General features: G+C 53.2%; 13 protein-coding genes. 6 read left to right on the top strand and 7 right to left on the bottom strand.

The features are described 5' to 3' along the window. The first annotated feature begins 108 nt into the window (after positions 1–108). Positions 109–1,287, top strand: a complete 1,179-nt coding sequence (locus tag BJ885_RS16935; RefSeq protein ID WP_121932485.1) for a sugar efflux transporter — start codon at positions 109–111, stop codon at positions 1,285–1,287. A gap of 48 nt (positions 1,288–1,335) precedes the next feature. On the opposite strand, the gene BJ885_RS16930 is transcribed toward BJ885_RS16935, so the two are convergent. The 7 genes from BJ885_RS16930 to leuL form a co-directional block, all read right to left on the bottom strand. Then, positions 1,336–1,917: a cytochrome b/b6 domain-containing protein gene (locus BJ885_RS16930; RefSeq protein WP_029741217.1), complete on the bottom strand. Its 582-nt coding sequence runs from the start codon at positions 1,915–1,917 to the stop codon at positions 1,336–1,338. A gap of 106 nt (positions 1,918–2,023) precedes the next feature. Then, positions 2,024–2,914 (bottom strand): cation diffusion facilitator family transporter, encoded by an 891-nt coding sequence (locus BJ885_RS16925; protein WP_121932486.1) that lies wholly within the window; start codon positions 2,912–2,914, stop codon positions 2,024–2,026. Between the two features lie 162 nt (positions 2,915–3,076). Continuing rightward, a complete protein-coding gene (gene leuD, locus BJ885_RS16920) occupies positions 3,077–3,682 on the bottom strand; it encodes a 3-isopropylmalate dehydratase small subunit (protein WP_121932487.1) in 606 nt (201 codons plus the stop codon). A 10-nt stretch (positions 3,683–3,692) separates the two neighbouring features. After that, positions 3,693–5,093 carry a 3-isopropylmalate dehydratase large subunit gene (gene leuC, locus BJ885_RS16915; RefSeq protein WP_121932488.1) on the bottom strand — a complete coding sequence of 467 codons (1,401 nt, stop codon included), beginning with the start codon at positions 5,091–5,093 and terminating at the stop codon, positions 3,693–3,695. A 2-nt stretch (positions 5,094–5,095) separates the two neighbouring features. Then, positions 5,096–6,187 (bottom strand): 3-isopropylmalate dehydrogenase, encoded by a 1,092-nt coding sequence (gene leuB / locus BJ885_RS16910; protein WP_047060144.1) that lies wholly within the window; start codon positions 6,185–6,187, stop codon positions 5,096–5,098. After that, positions 6,187–7,758, bottom strand: a complete 1,572-nt coding sequence (leuA, locus tag BJ885_RS16905) for a 2-isopropylmalate synthase (protein WP_121932489.1) — start codon at positions 7,756–7,758, stop codon at positions 6,187–6,189. The genes leuB and leuA overlap by 1 nt, the downstream gene beginning before the upstream one ends. Before the next feature lie 91 nt (positions 7,759–7,849). After that, positions 7,850–7,936 carry a leu operon leader peptide gene (gene leuL / locus BJ885_RS23590; protein ID WP_071786497.1) on the bottom strand — a complete coding sequence of 29 codons (87 nt, stop codon included), beginning with the start codon at positions 7,934–7,936 and terminating at the stop codon, positions 7,850–7,852. 606 nt (positions 7,937–8,542) lie between these two features. Here leuL and leuO point away from each other — a divergent pair. From leuO to mraZ, 5 genes are all read left to right on the top strand, one after another. Next, positions 8,543–9,487 (top strand): transcriptional regulator LeuO, encoded by a 945-nt coding sequence (gene leuO, locus BJ885_RS16895; protein ID WP_147449227.1) that lies wholly within the window; start codon positions 8,543–8,545, stop codon positions 9,485–9,487. A gap of 380 nt (positions 9,488–9,867) precedes the next feature. After that, positions 9,868–11,592: an acetolactate synthase 3 large subunit gene (gene ilvI, locus BJ885_RS16890; protein ID WP_029741224.1), complete on the top strand. Its 1,725-nt coding sequence runs from the start codon at positions 9,868–9,870 to the stop codon at positions 11,590–11,592. A gap of 1 nt (position 11,593) precedes the next feature. Beyond that, on the top strand, positions 11,594–12,085 hold the full coding sequence (gene ilvN / locus BJ885_RS16885) for an acetolactate synthase small subunit (RefSeq protein WP_023310389.1): 492 nt from the start codon (positions 11,594–11,596) through the stop codon (positions 12,083–12,085). 179 nt (positions 12,086–12,264) lie between these two features. After that, the gene (gene cra / locus BJ885_RS16880) at positions 12,265–13,272 is read left to right on the top strand and encodes a catabolite repressor/activator (RefSeq protein ID WP_008501993.1); all 1,008 of its coding nucleotides are present in this window, start codon (positions 12,265–12,267) and stop codon (positions 13,270–13,272) included. A 599-nt stretch (positions 13,273–13,871) separates the two neighbouring features. Then, positions 13,872–14,330 (top strand): division/cell wall cluster transcriptional repressor MraZ, encoded by a 459-nt coding sequence (gene mraZ / locus BJ885_RS16875; RefSeq protein ID WP_021240528.1) that lies wholly within the window; start codon positions 13,872–13,874, stop codon positions 14,328–14,330. Positions 14,331–14,332: the final 2 nt, after the last annotated feature.

The raw sequence follows: 14,332 nt of genomic DNA, 5'->3' as shown, positions 1-14,332 counted from the left end.
CATGTGTGACTGAGTATTGGTGCTTATCACCCGCCAGCAAAATGTTTTTGCTGGCTTTTTTCGTTTACTATTCACCCAATTTCGATTCGCTTTCACAAGGACTTGCGCATGCTGTGGTTGATGACGATGGGGCGACGCCTGAACGGCGTGTATGCCGCTTTTATGCTGGTGGCCTTTATGATGGGCGTGGCGGGGGCGCTGCAGGCGCCGACGCTGAGCCTGTTTCTCAGCCGCGAGGTGGGGGCGCAGCCGTTTTGGGTCGGCCTGTTTTACACCGTTAACGCCATTGCCGGGATCCTGGTCAGCCTCGTGCTGGCGAAACGATCGGACAGCCAGGGCGATCGCCGCAGGCTGATCCTCTTTTGCTGCGCCATGGCCGTGGGTAACGCGCTGCTCTTTGCCTTCAACCGTCATTATCTGACGCTCATTACCTGCGGCGTGCTGCTAGCGTCGCTGGCGAACACCGCCATGCCGCAGCTGTTCGCGCTGGCCCGTGAATATGCGGATAACTCGGCGCGTGAAGTGGTGATGTTCAGCTCGGTGATGCGCGCCCAGCTTTCGCTGGCGTGGGTCATTGGCCCGCCGCTGGCCTTCATGCTGGCGTTGAACTACGGCTTTACCACCATGTTTTCCATCGCCGCCGGGATTTTTGTCATCAGCCTGGTGCTGGTTGCCTTCGCGCTGCCGTCCGTGGCGCGCGTCGAACAGACGACGGATAAACCTGTCACCGAGGTGAGCGGCTGGCAGGACAAAAACGTCCGCATGCTGTTTATTGCCTCCACGCTGATGTGGACCTGCAACACCATGTACATCATCGATATGCCGCTGTGGATCAGCAGCGATCTGGGCCTTCCGGACAAGCTTGCGGGGATCTTGATGGGAACTGCCGCCGGGCTGGAAATCCCGGCAATGATTCTGGCGGGTTACTACGTTAAGCGCTTTGGAAAGCGCAGGATGATGATCGTCGCCGTGGCGGCCGGGGTGCTGTTCTACGCGGGGCTGATCCTTTTCCATTCGCGGGAAGCGTTGCTGGCGCTGCAGCTGTTTAACGCCGTGTTTATTGGGATTGTTGCCGGGATCGGCATGCTCTGGTTTCAGGATCTCATGCCCGGTCGTGCCGGCTCGGCGACCACGCTTTTTACCAACAGCATTTCAACCGGGGTGATTCTGGCGGGCGTTATTCAGGGGGCGCTGGCGCAAAGCTATGGGCATGCGTCTGTCTACTGGATGATTGCGGCGCTATCCGTCGTGACGCTTCTGCTGACCTGCCGCGTAAAAGACGTGTGATCGGATGAACGAAACGGAGCCCGGGAACGCCGGGCCCTGCGAACCGTTTTATTCTGAATACTGATATTTACGCTGCGCGCGTAGCGTCAGGTACATATGAACGAGGCCCATGAAGCCGTGTGCCCAGAAATATGTCTCAATAAAGACCGTCAGGAATTTATGCAAATCTAAGACGGATTCCGTGACGGACGAAACCGGCCCGAGCGTGGCGTTCAGCACGAACCAGGCCGCGCCGCAGAGTGCAACGCCCAGCAGCGCCAGCACGCCCAGACCTTGCACCGTTGCCGCCATACCGCCGGCATGCGCGTCAGGAAGCTGACGCTGCGCGAGGGTGCGAATATCGTCAACAATTCCGCGAAAATCCAGCGCCAGCCAGGCGAAGTAATACTTAAATCCGCGCTGGGTTAACATCCATGCCATCATGGCAATCCCACAAAAAATTAAACCAAATCCGGAGATAACATGGATCCAGGTGACGATTCCGTTCAGCCCGGATTCGTGGAGGGCTTCACTTTCGGTGAAATTAGAATTGATAATCTGGGCCAGGACCAGTACGGCCACGAGAATGTGTAGTATGCGAAGAAAAGGCGTTTCTTTATGGGGAAGCGTATCGCGTAATGTTGGGTTCATCGCTTTTTACCTCAATAATGAGAGTGCTGATACGATGCAGTGTGACGCAGATTAATTAACGAAACCTTAACGATGGATTGCGTCACACTGTATTTATGCGTTTCGATTAGTGGGATGGATCAATATGCGTCATCACGTTCAGCACATTGAATTTTTGCATCACATTATTTCTGGCATTAACGGCAATCTGATGTCCTTCTTTTACGCTTAATTCGCCGTTTACTTCCAGATGAACATCGACAAGAGCTAAATCACCCATCTTGCGGGTTTTTAAATCATGGAGTCCGGTGACGCCCTCGGTTGCGAGAAGACACGTTTTGATGTCGTGCTCCAGCTCGGGCTCAAGCGAACGGTCCATCAGATCGTGCAGGGCATCGGCAGAAAATTTGTAACCCATGTGGGCGATGAATACTCCGACAATCAGGGCCGCAATGAGGTCCATCGCGTGAAAGCCCACTAAATTCCCGGCAATGCCGATGGCGACAACCACTGACGACGCTGCGTCAGAACGGGCATGCCAGGCATTGGCTATCAGCAGCGAGGACTGAATTCGTTTTCCCGTGGCAAACATGTATCTGAACAAGCTTTCCTTTACCACCAGCGCCAGAATCGCCACCCACAACGCGGCCCCTTTCACCAGCTGATGCGTCTCGGGGTGAAGCAGTTTATTGCCTGCGGACCAGAGCATCCCGCCCCCCACAAGCAGCAGAATAGCGCCAATAATGAGCTTTGCACCGTTTTCGAAACGCAGATGACCGTAATGATGATCGATATCAGAAGCTTTCTGACTCTTTTTATTCGCAACCAGAACGACAAAGTCGGAGGATAAATCGGAAAGAGAATGAATCCCATCAGCAATTAAACCCTGTGAGCCGGAGAATATTCCTGCAACTATCTGAAAGGCTGTGAGTAAACTATTTATTATCACGCTTACTAATGTGCATTTATGTATTTCCCGAGAACGGATATGAGACTCATTGCCATTTTTCTTTTCCATGATTATTTCCGCTGCCAGCTGATTGAGCGGTTATTCTGCGCAGGAAACATTAAATTGACATTAAATATAACGTCATTATTGGCTGGGTTTGGGGAGTATTTACAGAAGGAGGCGGATATCGGGATAAAACGCGGCCTGCAGAATGGACTGCAGGCCGGAGGATTATTTCATAAATGCGGGTTGTTTGTTTTCGTAAGTGGCAATCGCCGCTTCGTGCTGAAGAGTTAAACCAATGCTGTCCAGACCGTTCAGCATGCAGTGACGGCGGAAGGCATCAATGCTGAAGCTGTAGGTCTTATCTCCGGCTTTCACCACTTCGGCTTCCAGATCCACTTCAAACGAAATGCCCGGATTCCCCTTAACCAGCGCGAACAATTCATCGACCTGTTCATCGCTCAGCGTCACCGGCAGCAGCTGGTTGTTGAAGCTGTTGCCGTAGAAGATATCCGCGAAGCTTGGGGCAATGACCACTTTAAAACCATAGTCGGTGAGTGCCCACGGCGCGTGCTCACGGGATGAGCCGCAGCCAAAGTTTTCGCGTGCCAGCAAAATGGAGGCGCCTTTATATTCCGGGAAGTTCAGAACGAATTCCGGATTAGGCACTTCTCCCTTATCGTCCACGAAACGCCAGTCGTTAAACAGATGTGCGCCGAAACCGGTACGCGTTACTTTCTGCAGAAACTGTTTAGGAATAATAGCGTCAGTGTCGACGTTAGCGGCGTCCAGCGGGACAACACGGCCCGTATGTTGGGTAAATTTCTCTGCCATGATTGTCTCCTTATTTCAGGCTGCGAATATCGGCGAAATGGCCGGTGACTGCCGCAGCGGCGGCCATTGCCGGGCTGACCAGATGGGTGCGCCCACCGCGGCCCTGACGGCCTTCAAAGTTACGGTTGCTGGTAGAGGCGCAGCGCTCACCCGGATTGAGGCGATCGTTGTTCATGGCCAGACACATGGAGCAGCCAGGCAGACGCCACTCGAAGCCCGCTTCGATAAAGATCTTATCCAGACCTTCGGCTTCCGCCTGGGCCTTCACCGGACCGGAGCCAGGTACCACCAGCGCCTGTACGCCTGGTGCCACTTTGCGGCCTTTGGCAATCTCGGCGGCGGCACGCAAATCTTCGATACGGGAGTTGGTGCAGGAACCGATAAAGACTTTATCAATGGCAACATCGGTCAACGGTACGCCGGGCTTCAGTCCCATATAGGCCAGCGCTTTTTCAGCACTGGCGCGCTCGACCGGATCGGCGAAGGAGGCCGGATCGGGGATGGCGTCATTGACGGAAATTACCTGACCCGGGTTGGTGCCCCAGGTTACCTGAGGCGCAATCTCTTCTGCCTGCAGCGTGACAACGGTATCAAACGTTGCCCCATCGTCGGTTTTCAGGGTTTTCCAGTACGCGACCGCGTCGTCAAAATCCTGACCTTTCGGCGCGTGCAGACGACCCTTCACGTAGTTGAAAGTGGTTTCGTCCGGCGCGACCAGACCGGCTTTTGCGCCCATCTCAATGGCCATATTGCACAGGGTCATGCGCCCCTCCATGCTCAGCGCCTGGATGGCCTCCCCGCAGAACTCAACAACATGACCGGTGCCGCCCGCGCTGCCGGTTTTACCAATGATGGCCAGCACGATGTCTTTTGCGGTAATACCCGGTGCGGCTTTACCCTTCACTTCGATCTTCATGGTTTTGGCGCGGCCCTGTTTCAGGGTCTGCGTTGCCAGCACATGTTCCACTTCGGAAGTGCCAATCCCGAACGCCAGGGCGCCAAACGCGCCGTGGGTCGCCGTATGGGAGTCACCGCAGACGATGGTCATGCCCGGCAGGGTGATCCCTTGCTCAGGCCCCATCACGTGGACGATGCCCTGGTACGGATGGTTGAGGTCGTACAGCTCAACGCCAAACTCGTTGCAGTTCTTAATCAGCTCCTGCATCTGGATACGCGCCATCTCACCCGAGGCATTGATGTCTTTGGTCTGGGTGGATACGTTGTGATCCATCGTCGCGAAGGTTTTACCCGGCTGACGTACCGGGCGCTTGTGCGCGCGCAGGCCGTCAAATGCCTGAGGAGAGGTCACTTCGTGCACCAGGTGGCGGTCAATGTACAGCAGCGGAGTTTCGTTTGGCGCCTCGTACACAACGTGCGCATCAAACAACTTTTCATATAACGTCTTAGCCATGATTACACCCCTTCAGCGACATAGCGGGCAATAATGTCGCCCATTTCATCGGTACTGACTGCTGCCGTGCCGCGTGCCAAATCGCCGGTACGGACGCCTTCTTCTAACGCCCGGTTAATGGCGTTCTCAATTGCGGTTGCTGCCTCGCCTGCATCCAGGCTGTAGCGCAGCAGCAGGGCCAGGGAGAGGATCTGCGCAATCGGGTTGGCAATGTTTTTGCCTGCGATATCCGGCGCGGAGCCGCCCGCAGGCTCGTACAGCCCAAAGCCTTCTTCATTCAGGCTTGCGGAGGGCAGCATGCCCATCGAGCCTGTGATCATCGCGCACTCGTCAGACAGGATATCGCCGAACAGGTTGGAGCACAGCAGCACGTCAAACTGGGACGGATCTTTAATCAGCTGCATGGTCGCGTTGTCGATGTACATGTGCGACAGCGCGACGTCCGGGTACTGCTTAGCCACTTCACTGACGATCTCGCGCCACAAAATGGAAGACTGCAGCACGTTCGCTTTATCAATGGAGGTCACTTTATGGCGGCGTTTGCGCGCCGACTCGAACGCGATGTGGGCGATACGTTCGATTTCGAAACGGTGATACACCTCGGTGTCGAACGCTTTCTCGTGTTGTCCGCTGCCTTCGCGCCCTTTTGGCTGACCGAAATAGATCCCGCCGGTCAGTTCACGCACGCACAGAATGTCGAAACCGTTGGCGGCGATATCCGCGCGCAGCGGGCAGAACTCTTCCAGACCCTGATACAGCTTCGCCGGACGCAGGTTGCTGAACAGCTTGAAATGTTTACGCAGCGGCAGCAGCGCGCCGCGCTCTGGCTGCTCTGCCGGCGGCAGGTGTTCCCATTTCGGGCCACCGACGGAACCAAACAGCACGGCATCGGCATTTTCGCAGCCTTCCACGGTCGCTTTCGGCAGTGGCGTACCGTGGTTATCAATCGCAATACCGCCCACGTCGTAGTGGCTGGTGGTGATTTTCATCGCAAAACGCGCGCGAACGGCTTCCAGTACTTTCAGCGCCTGTGCCATCACTTCCGGACCAATACCGTCGCCCGGCAACACAGCAATATGGTAATTCTTCGACATTACACGGTTTCCTTGTTGTTCTCTTTATTCTGAGCTTTGCGTTGCAACTCTTTTTCGACTTCGGCGGCGCGCCAGATGTTGTTCAGAACATGCACCATCGCTTTCGCGGAGGATTCAACGATATCGGTCGCCAGGCCCACGCCGTGGAAGCGGCGGCCATTGTGGGTAACAACAATGTCGACCTGACCCAGTGCATCTTTGCCGTGGCCCTTGGCCGTCAGGTCATACTTCACCAGCTCAACGTCGTACTCGGTGACGCGATTAATCGCCTGGTAGATGGCATCGACAGGGCCGTTACCGTTAGCGGCCTCTGCTTTAATTTCATTACCGCAGGCCAGTTTGACCGAGGCAGTGGCGATGTCGCTGGAGCCGGACTGCACGTTGAAGTAATCCAGACGGAAGTGCTCAGGCTCTTCCTGCTGCTTGTTAATAAAGGCCAGCGCTTCCAGGTCATAGTCGAACACCTGACCTTTTTTGTCGGCCAGCTTCAGGAAGGCGTCGTACAGCTGATCCATGTTGTAATCACTGTCCTTATAACCCATCTCTTCCATACGGTGTTTAACCGCGGCGCGGCCGGAACGGGAGGTCAGGTTCAGCTGCACCTGATTCAGGCCGATGGATTCCGGGGTCATGATTTCGTAGTTTTCACGGTTCTTCAGGACGCCATCCTGGTGAATACCGGAGGAGTGTGCGAAGGCGCCGGTGCCGACAATCGCTTTGTTAGCCGGAATCGGCATGTTGCAAATCTGGCTGACGGTCTGGCTGGTGCGCCAGATTTCGTTGTGATTGATGCGGGTGTGCACGTCCATGATGTCTTTGCGCACTTTGATCGCCATGATCACTTCTTCCAGCGAACAGTTGCCCGCGCGTTCGCCGATACCGTTCATCGCGCCTTCAACCTGACGTGCACCTGCGTGGACGGCGGCGATCGCATTACCCACGGCCAGACCCAAATCATCGTGGGTGTGGACGGAGATAATTGCTTTATCAATATTTGGCACGCGGTCATACAGGCCGGTGATGATGTTGGAGAACTCAAACGGCATGGTGTAGCCGACGGTGTCCGGGATGTTGATGGTTTTCGCGCCCGCGTTGATGGCGGCTTCCACAACGCGCGCCAGGTCTTCGATTGGCGTACGGCCCGCATCTTCACAGGAGAATTCAACGTCATCGGTATAGTTGCGTGCGCGCTTAACCATGTAGACCGCGCGCTCAATCACCTCATCCAGCGTGCTGCGCAATTTGGTTGCGATGTGCATAGGCGAGGTGGCAATAAAAGTGTGGATACGGAACGCTTCGGCGACCTTCAGCGACTCGGCGGCGACGTCGATGTCTTTCTCTACGCAGCGTGCCAGGGCACAGACGCGGCTGTTTTTAATGGTGCGCGCAATGGTCTGTACGGATTCGAAATCACCCGGGGAAGAGACAGGGAAACCGACCTCCATCACGTCGACACCCATACGTTCGAGAGCCAGCGCGATCTGCAGTTTCTCTTTTACACTCAGGCTTGCCTGTAATGCCTGTTCACCGTCACGTAAAGTAGTATCGAAAATAATGACTTGCTGGCTCATGGGTTAGGTCCTTGTCAGTCTTAGGGCGCCTTGCTACGAGCATAAAAAAACCCGCGCAGTGGCGCGGGTTTTTAGTCTTACTGGTGACGATTCAACGCTGAATTTCGCCCGCCAGTCTACCGCGCACAGTGGATGCGTTTAGTAGTAGTAGACCGGTGAAACGAATGGTGCGTGTCATGAATCGTGCTCCGTTAAATTCAATATGCTTTTAGTGGTACTGGATACGGCTGTTCATGTCAACCCCTGAGAATGAAAACGGGCCCGACAGAAGGAATCAACAGGATATTCACTTTAGCTAATTGTGCTGGTTTTAGCTTTACTGACCAAACTAATTGTCTAATTTTGGACTTAAAAAAAGAGTTGCAGAAACAAATAAAAATAATTGTTTAAAAATGAGTGAAATGTCTTGAAAAGGATGCTTTGTGCTTAAAGAGTTTGGATATCATTAAGTTATAAATGCAGTGAATCTATTTCTGAGTGCTAAAAAACGAACGGAGATAACAGGTTGTTAACTAAATGTAGGGAGATAGCAATAACAGTTTAATAATGCTTAAGTCATCATTAACCTGTTGGCAATTGTATATTTGTTTGGTTTATGGTTTCATTCAGATCCTAAAGTCAAACATATCATTTTTGCTCATTAATTTTCGTTAATATAGAGTCTTTATATATTCCGAATTTTAAATAATTCTCTTTCGCTGATCGTATTTGCATGATAAATCATATTTTTCGAGATTATTACAGTACGTTGGCAAAGGAGTGTAGCGTGACAGTGGAGTCAGAAGTGCCAGAAAATAATATTAAACAGTCTCAAGCTACTGATGGGATTAAACCGCAGTTACGCACGGTGGATCTGAATCTTCTGACGGTGTTTGATGCGGTCATGCAGGAACAGAATATCACCCGCGCGGCTCAAGCGTTGGGGATGTCACAACCTGCGGTGAGTAATGCCGTTGCCAGACTTAAGCTCATGTTTAACGACGAATTATTTGTTCGTTACGGGAGGGGGATCCAGCCTACCGCACGCGCATTCCAGCTGTTCGGCTCCATCCGTCAGGCGTTGCAACTGGTCCAAAATGAGCTGCCGGGATCGGGCTTTGAACCTTTAAGCAGCGAGCGCGTATTTCATCTTTGTGTCTGCAGCCCATTAGATAATTATTTAACGTCAATTATCTATAATAAAGTTGAAGAGATCGCACCAAATATCCATCTTGTTTTTAAATCATCTCTGAATCAAAACACGGAACATCAGTTACGCTATCAGGAGATCGAATTTGTTCTGGGATATGAAGAGTTCCGTCGTCCGGAATTTTCCTGCGTGCCGCTGTTTAAAGATGAAATGGTTCTGGTCGCCAGTAAAAAACACCCGCGCCTGAATTCTCCGCTGCGAGAAAACGATGTTTATAACGAGCAGCACGCCGTTGTTGCGCTCGACAGATATGCTTCCTTTAGCCTGCCGTGGTATGACACTGCGGATAAACAGGCGAGCGTGGCTTATCAGGGCATGGCCATGGTCAGCGTATTAAACGTGGTTTCCCAGACACAGCTGGTGGCAATTGCGCCGCGCTGGCTGGCAGAAGAGTTTTCTGCCCCTTTAAATCTGCAAATTTTGCCTCTGCCGCTCAAGCTAAATAGCCGTACCTGTTATCTTTCCTGGCATGAAGCCGCGGGCCGGGATAAAGGACATCAGTGGATGGAAGAGTTGCTGGTTGGCATCTGCCGCCGGTAAACGCATCAGGATAAATCGCATCGGTTTATGTGGTTTATCCTGAGTTTTTTTAGATAATTGCTATTTTGTTCTGTGAGGCTTTTTTTCGTGCTGCTCTCCGGCGCGCAAAAATAGATGATTTCCTGCATTGTCGCGGTTTTCAGCGATGATTTATCACCCCATCCTCTATTCTCAGAGGAATTAACCATATCTTCTGATAACAGCTGCTTTTTCTGCTTTACACACCGTTTATCTCACCGGGTTTGCTAATTGCCTGCCTCATAACGAGCGGTTAAGGTAAAGAACACTCTGCAAAATATAAGATTGGTTTATCCCAATCGTAAGACGGTGCGGAAATGAATTCGGCAGTCCGTCTATAACAAAATGCCTGGAGGCAAAGCATGGAGATGTTGTCTGGCGCGGAAATGGTCGTTCGGTCGCTGATCGATCAGGGCGTAAAGCAAGTGTTCGGCTACCCTGGCGGTGCGGTCCTCGATATTTATGATGCGCTGCATACGGTTGGGGGCATTGACCATGTTCTGGTACGTCACGAGCAGGCGGCGGTACACATGGCTGACGGCCTGGCACGTGCGACGGGTGAAGTGGGCGTGGTATTAGTCACGTCCGGCCCCGGTGCGACAAACGCCATTACCGGCATTGCGACGGCCTATATGGACTCCATTCCGCTGGTGATCCTCTCCGGGCAGGTGGCAACCTCACTGATTGGCTACGATGCGTTTCAGGAGTGCGACATGGTCGGGATTTCGCGTCCCGTTGTGAAGCACAGCTTCCTGGTCAAGCAAACAGAAGACATTCCCGGCATACTGAAAAAAGCCTTCTGGCTGGCGGCGAGCGGACGCCCGGGACCGGTGGTGGTCGATCTACCTAAAGATATTCTCAACCCGGCAAACAAGCTGCCTTATGTCTGGCCGGAATCGGTAAGCATGCGCTCTTATAACCCCACAACGCAGGGGCATAAAGGTCAGATCAAGCGAGCGTTGCAAACGCTTCTGGCGGCCAAAAAACCGGTGGTCTATGTCGGTGGCGGGGCGATCAACTCTGCCTGTGAAGCCCAGCTTCGTGAACTGATTGAAAAGCTTAACCTTCCCGTTGCGTCGTCGCTGATGGGGCTGGGGGCGTTCCCTGCCACCCATCGTCAGGCGCTGGGGATGCTGGGTATGCACGGCACCTATGAAGCCAACATGACAATGCATCATTCCGATGTGATCTTTGCCGTCGGCGTGCGCTTTGACGATCGCACCACCAACAACCTGGCGAAGTATTGTCCGAACGCCACCGTGCTGCACATTGATATCGATCCAACGTCAATTTCAAAAACGGTGTCGGCTGATGTGCCGATCGTCGGCGATGCCCGTCAGGTTCTGGAGCAAATGCTGGATCTGCTGACCCAGGAGAGTGCAACCCAGCCGCTGGATGAGATCCGCGACTGGTGGCAGCAGATTGAACAGTGGCGCGCGCGTCAGTGCCTGAAATATGACACGCAAAGTGAAAACATTAAGCCGCAGGCGGTCATTGAAGCGGTGTGGCGTCTGACGAAAGGTGAGGCGTACGTGACCTCAGACGTGGGACAGCATCAGATGTTTGCCGCGCTGTATTACCCGTTTGATAAACCGCGACACTGGATCAACTCCGGTGGTTTAGGAACGATGGGCTTTGGTCTGCCTGCCGCGCTGGGCGTGAAGCTGGCGCTGCCGAATGAAACCGTCGTCTGCGTGACGGGGGACGGCAGTATTCAGATGAATATTCAGGAGCTGTCTACCGCGCTGCAATATGAACTGCCGGTACTGGTGCTGAACCTGAATAACGGGTATCTCGGTATGGTCAAGCAGTGGCAGGATATGATCTACTCTGGCCGCCACTCACAGTCCTACATGAAATCGCTGCCAGATTTTGTTCGTCTTGCTGAAGCTTATGGCCACGTAGGCATGCGGGTGACCGATCCGGCCGAGCTGGAAACGAAGCTCGCACAGGCGCTTGAGCACGTTAAAAACAACCGCCTCGTCTTTATGGATGTGATTGTTGATGGAACCGAGCACGTTTATCCGATGCATATTCGTGGTGGTGGTATGGATGAAATGTGGTTAAGCAAAACGGAGAGAACCTGATATGCGCCGGATATTATCTGTTTTACTGGAAAACGAGTCTGGCGCACTGTCGCGCGTCATTGGCCTTTTTGCGCAGCGCGGCTATAACATTGAAAGCCTGACCGTTGCCCCGACGGAAGACCCGACGCTGTCGCGCATGACGATCCAAACCGTCGGCGATGCCAAAGTACTTGAGCAAATTGAAAAACAGCTGCATAAGCTGGTCGATGTACTGCGTGTGAGCGAGCTGGGGCAGGGGGCCTACGTTGAACGTGAGGTCATGCTGGTGAAAATCCAGGCCAGTGGCTACGGGCGTGATGAAGTCAAACGCAATGCGGATATTTTCCGCGGACAGATTATCGACGTCACGCCTTCTCTTTATACGGTTCAGCTGGTCGGGACAAGCGACAAGCTGGATGCTTTCCTGGCGTCCGTGCGGGACGTCGCAAAAATTGTCGAGGTCGCGAGATCGGGTGTTGTGGGTCTGTCACGCGGCGAGAAAATCATGCGTTAGTTGTCAAAAAGGTTCGCCTCTTTCTGCCCGGTCACCAAAGCCGGGCTTTTTTTTGCGTAATCAGCCGACAACGCAGATAAAAGCGGTTGCCGCGAAGGCTTTTCTGCGTTTAGATGTTAAAAGATTTAACCATAACCTTGACAGGGCCATGGACTCTTTTCTTTTTTTAAGGGGCAATTGTGAAACTGGATGAAATCGCCCGGCTAGCCGGCGTGTCACGAACAACGGCCAGCTATGTGATTAACGGTAAAGCAAAGCAGTACCGTGTCAGCGACAAGACCGTTGAAAAAGTTATGGCGGTGGTTCGTGAGCATAACTACCATCCGAATGCTGTCGCAGCCGGTCTGCGTGCCGGGCGTACCCGCTCTATTGGTCTGGTGATCCCTGACCTGGAAAACACCAGCTATACCCGTATCGCCAACTATCTTGAACGTCAGGCGCGCCAGCGCGGCTATCAACTGCTGATTGCCTGCTCGGAAGACCAGCCCGACAACGAGATGCGCTGCATTGAGCATCTGCTCCAGCGCCAGGTGGATGCCATCATCGTGTCGACCTCCTTGCCGCCAGAGCATCCGTTCTACCAGCGCTGGGCGAACGACCCGTTCCCAATCGTTGCGCTGGATCGCGCGCTCGATCGCGAGCATTTCACCAGCGTCGTGGGTGCGGATCAGGATGATGCAGAAATGCTGGCCGCAGAGCTGAGAACATTCCCCGCTGAGACAGTGCTGTATCTTGGCGCGTTGCCTGAGCTTTCCGTGAGCTTCCTGCGCGAGCAGGGATTCAGAACCGCCTGGAAAGACGATCCGCGCGAGGTTCACTACCTCTATGCCAATAGCTACGAGCGTGAAGCCGCGGCACAGCTGTTCGAAAAATGGCTGGAAACGCACCCGATGCCTCAGGCGCTGTTCACCACGTCGTTCGCGTTGCTGCAGGGCGTTATGGATGTGACCTTACGCCGTGAAGGTAAACTGCCCTCCGATCTGGCGATTGCCACGTTCGGGGATAACGAGCTGCTCGACTTCCTCCAGTGCCCGGTGCTGGCGGTAGCACAGCGTCACCGCGATGTGGCTGAACGCGTGCTGGAGATTGTGCTGGCAAGCCTGGATGAGCCGCGCAAACCGAAGCCGGGCCTGACGCGGATCAAACGTAATCTCTACCATCGCGGAATTTTAAGCCGCCAAAAATGAAATGACTGGGGCGGCGAAATCTGCCCCATTTTGTTGCGATAATTCGTTCGCATAATTCCCGGAGAGAAATTAGGATAATTCTTGAGAGATCCTAATCACCTATTTTCTTAATTCATTCCGGCTTTTAAATTGGCCCTTTAAAGAACGTCCGGGCGATTTTAAACAGCTATCTTTGTATTAATTTGTTACAAACCCTCTTCGGCCGATGAATATTCAGACGTTTTTTCTCCTCCTTTGCCAGCTTCCGTGGCAACCGCCGCGCTTACCGGGTGCCCGAGTGAATCTGGCGCTGTTATCCCCTGAGAATCTGTCATAAAATGCTGCCCGCGTCGCAAACTGACACTTTATATTTATCTGCGATGATATTGAGTGAGCTTTAACGCTAGTGTGCATATTCGGTTTTTTTCTTACAAATATTCATAACGTTAATTTTGCCTCGCCAGTTGTGCAGTTATTAACCAGGACTGTTTATCTCTGTAAATAGAGGGCTTTCGAGTCCTTATAGGGAGAGTCCTGGCTTGACAAGCTTTTCCCTCGCTCCGTAAACTCCTTTAGGTGGGAATTTGTGGGTTAAAGTGGTGAGGAGGGGTGAGACTGGCATGTTCCGTGGAGCTACGTTAGTCAATCTCGACAGCAAAGGGCGTTTATCGGTACCAACCCGATACCGCGACCAGCTGATTGAGAACGCTGCGGGTCAAATGGTTTGCACCATTGACATTAACTCCCCCTGCCTGCTGCTTTACCCCTTGCCTGAATGGGAAATTATTGAGCAAAAGCTGTCGCGACTGTCGAGCATGAACCCGCAGGAACGCCGCGTGCAGCGGCTGTTATTGGGACATGCCAGTGAATGTCAGATGGATAACGCAGGGCGATTACTGATTGCGCCTGTGTTGCGGCAACATGCCGGTCTGACCAAAGAAGTGATGCTGGTCGGGCAGTTCAACAAGTTTGAACTGTGGGATGAAACGACCTGGTATCAACAGGTCAAGGAAGATATCGACGCTGAGCAGTCTGATTCCGCGACATTATCGGAACGGCTGCAGGACTTGTCTCTATAAAT

Origin of the sequence: Enterobacter sp. WP_7_1 (assembly GCF_003688535.1) — a bacterium.
GTDB lineage: Bacteria > Pseudomonadota > Gammaproteobacteria > Enterobacterales > Enterobacteriaceae > Enterobacter > Enterobacter asburiae.
The sequence above is the reverse complement of the archived record's forward strand: the minus strand, read 5'-3'. Positions and strand labels throughout refer to the sequence as shown.

Excerpts from the sequence above, each read along its gene's own strand:
- BJ885_RS16935 (WP_121932485.1), top strand. The coding sequence starts at position 109 with ATGCTGTGGTTGATGACGATGGGGCGACGCCTGAACGGCGTGTATGCC.
- BJ885_RS16930 (WP_029741217.1), bottom strand. The coding sequence starts at position 1,917 with ATGAACCCAACATTACGCGATACGCTTCCCCATAAAGAAACGCCTTTT.
- BJ885_RS16925 (WP_121932486.1), bottom strand. The coding sequence starts at position 2,914 with ATGGAAAAGAAAAATGGCAATGAGTCTCATATCCGTTCTCGGGAAATA.
- leuD (WP_121932487.1), bottom strand. The coding sequence starts at position 3,682 with ATGGCAGAGAAATTTACCCAACATACGGGCCGTGTTGTCCCGCTGGAC.
- leuC (WP_121932488.1), bottom strand. The coding sequence starts at position 5,093 with ATGGCTAAGACGTTATATGAAAAGTTGTTTGATGCGCACGTTGTGTAC.
- leuB (WP_047060144.1), bottom strand. The coding sequence starts at position 6,187 with ATGTCGAAGAATTACCATATTGCTGTGTTGCCGGGCGACGGTATTGGT.
- leuA (WP_121932489.1), bottom strand. The coding sequence starts at position 7,758 with ATGAGCCAGCAAGTCATTATTTTCGATACTACTTTACGTGACGGTGAA.
- leuL (WP_071786497.1), bottom strand. The coding sequence starts at position 7,936 with ATGACACGCACCATTCGTTTCACCGGTCTACTACTACTAAACGCATCC.
- ilvI (WP_029741224.1), top strand. The coding sequence starts at position 9,868 with ATGGAGATGTTGTCTGGCGCGGAAATGGTCGTTCGGTCGCTGATCGAT.
- ilvN (WP_023310389.1), top strand. The coding sequence starts at position 11,594 with ATGCGCCGGATATTATCTGTTTTACTGGAAAACGAGTCTGGCGCACTG.
- mraZ (WP_021240528.1), top strand. The coding sequence starts at position 13,872 with ATGTTCCGTGGAGCTACGTTAGTCAATCTCGACAGCAAAGGGCGTTTA.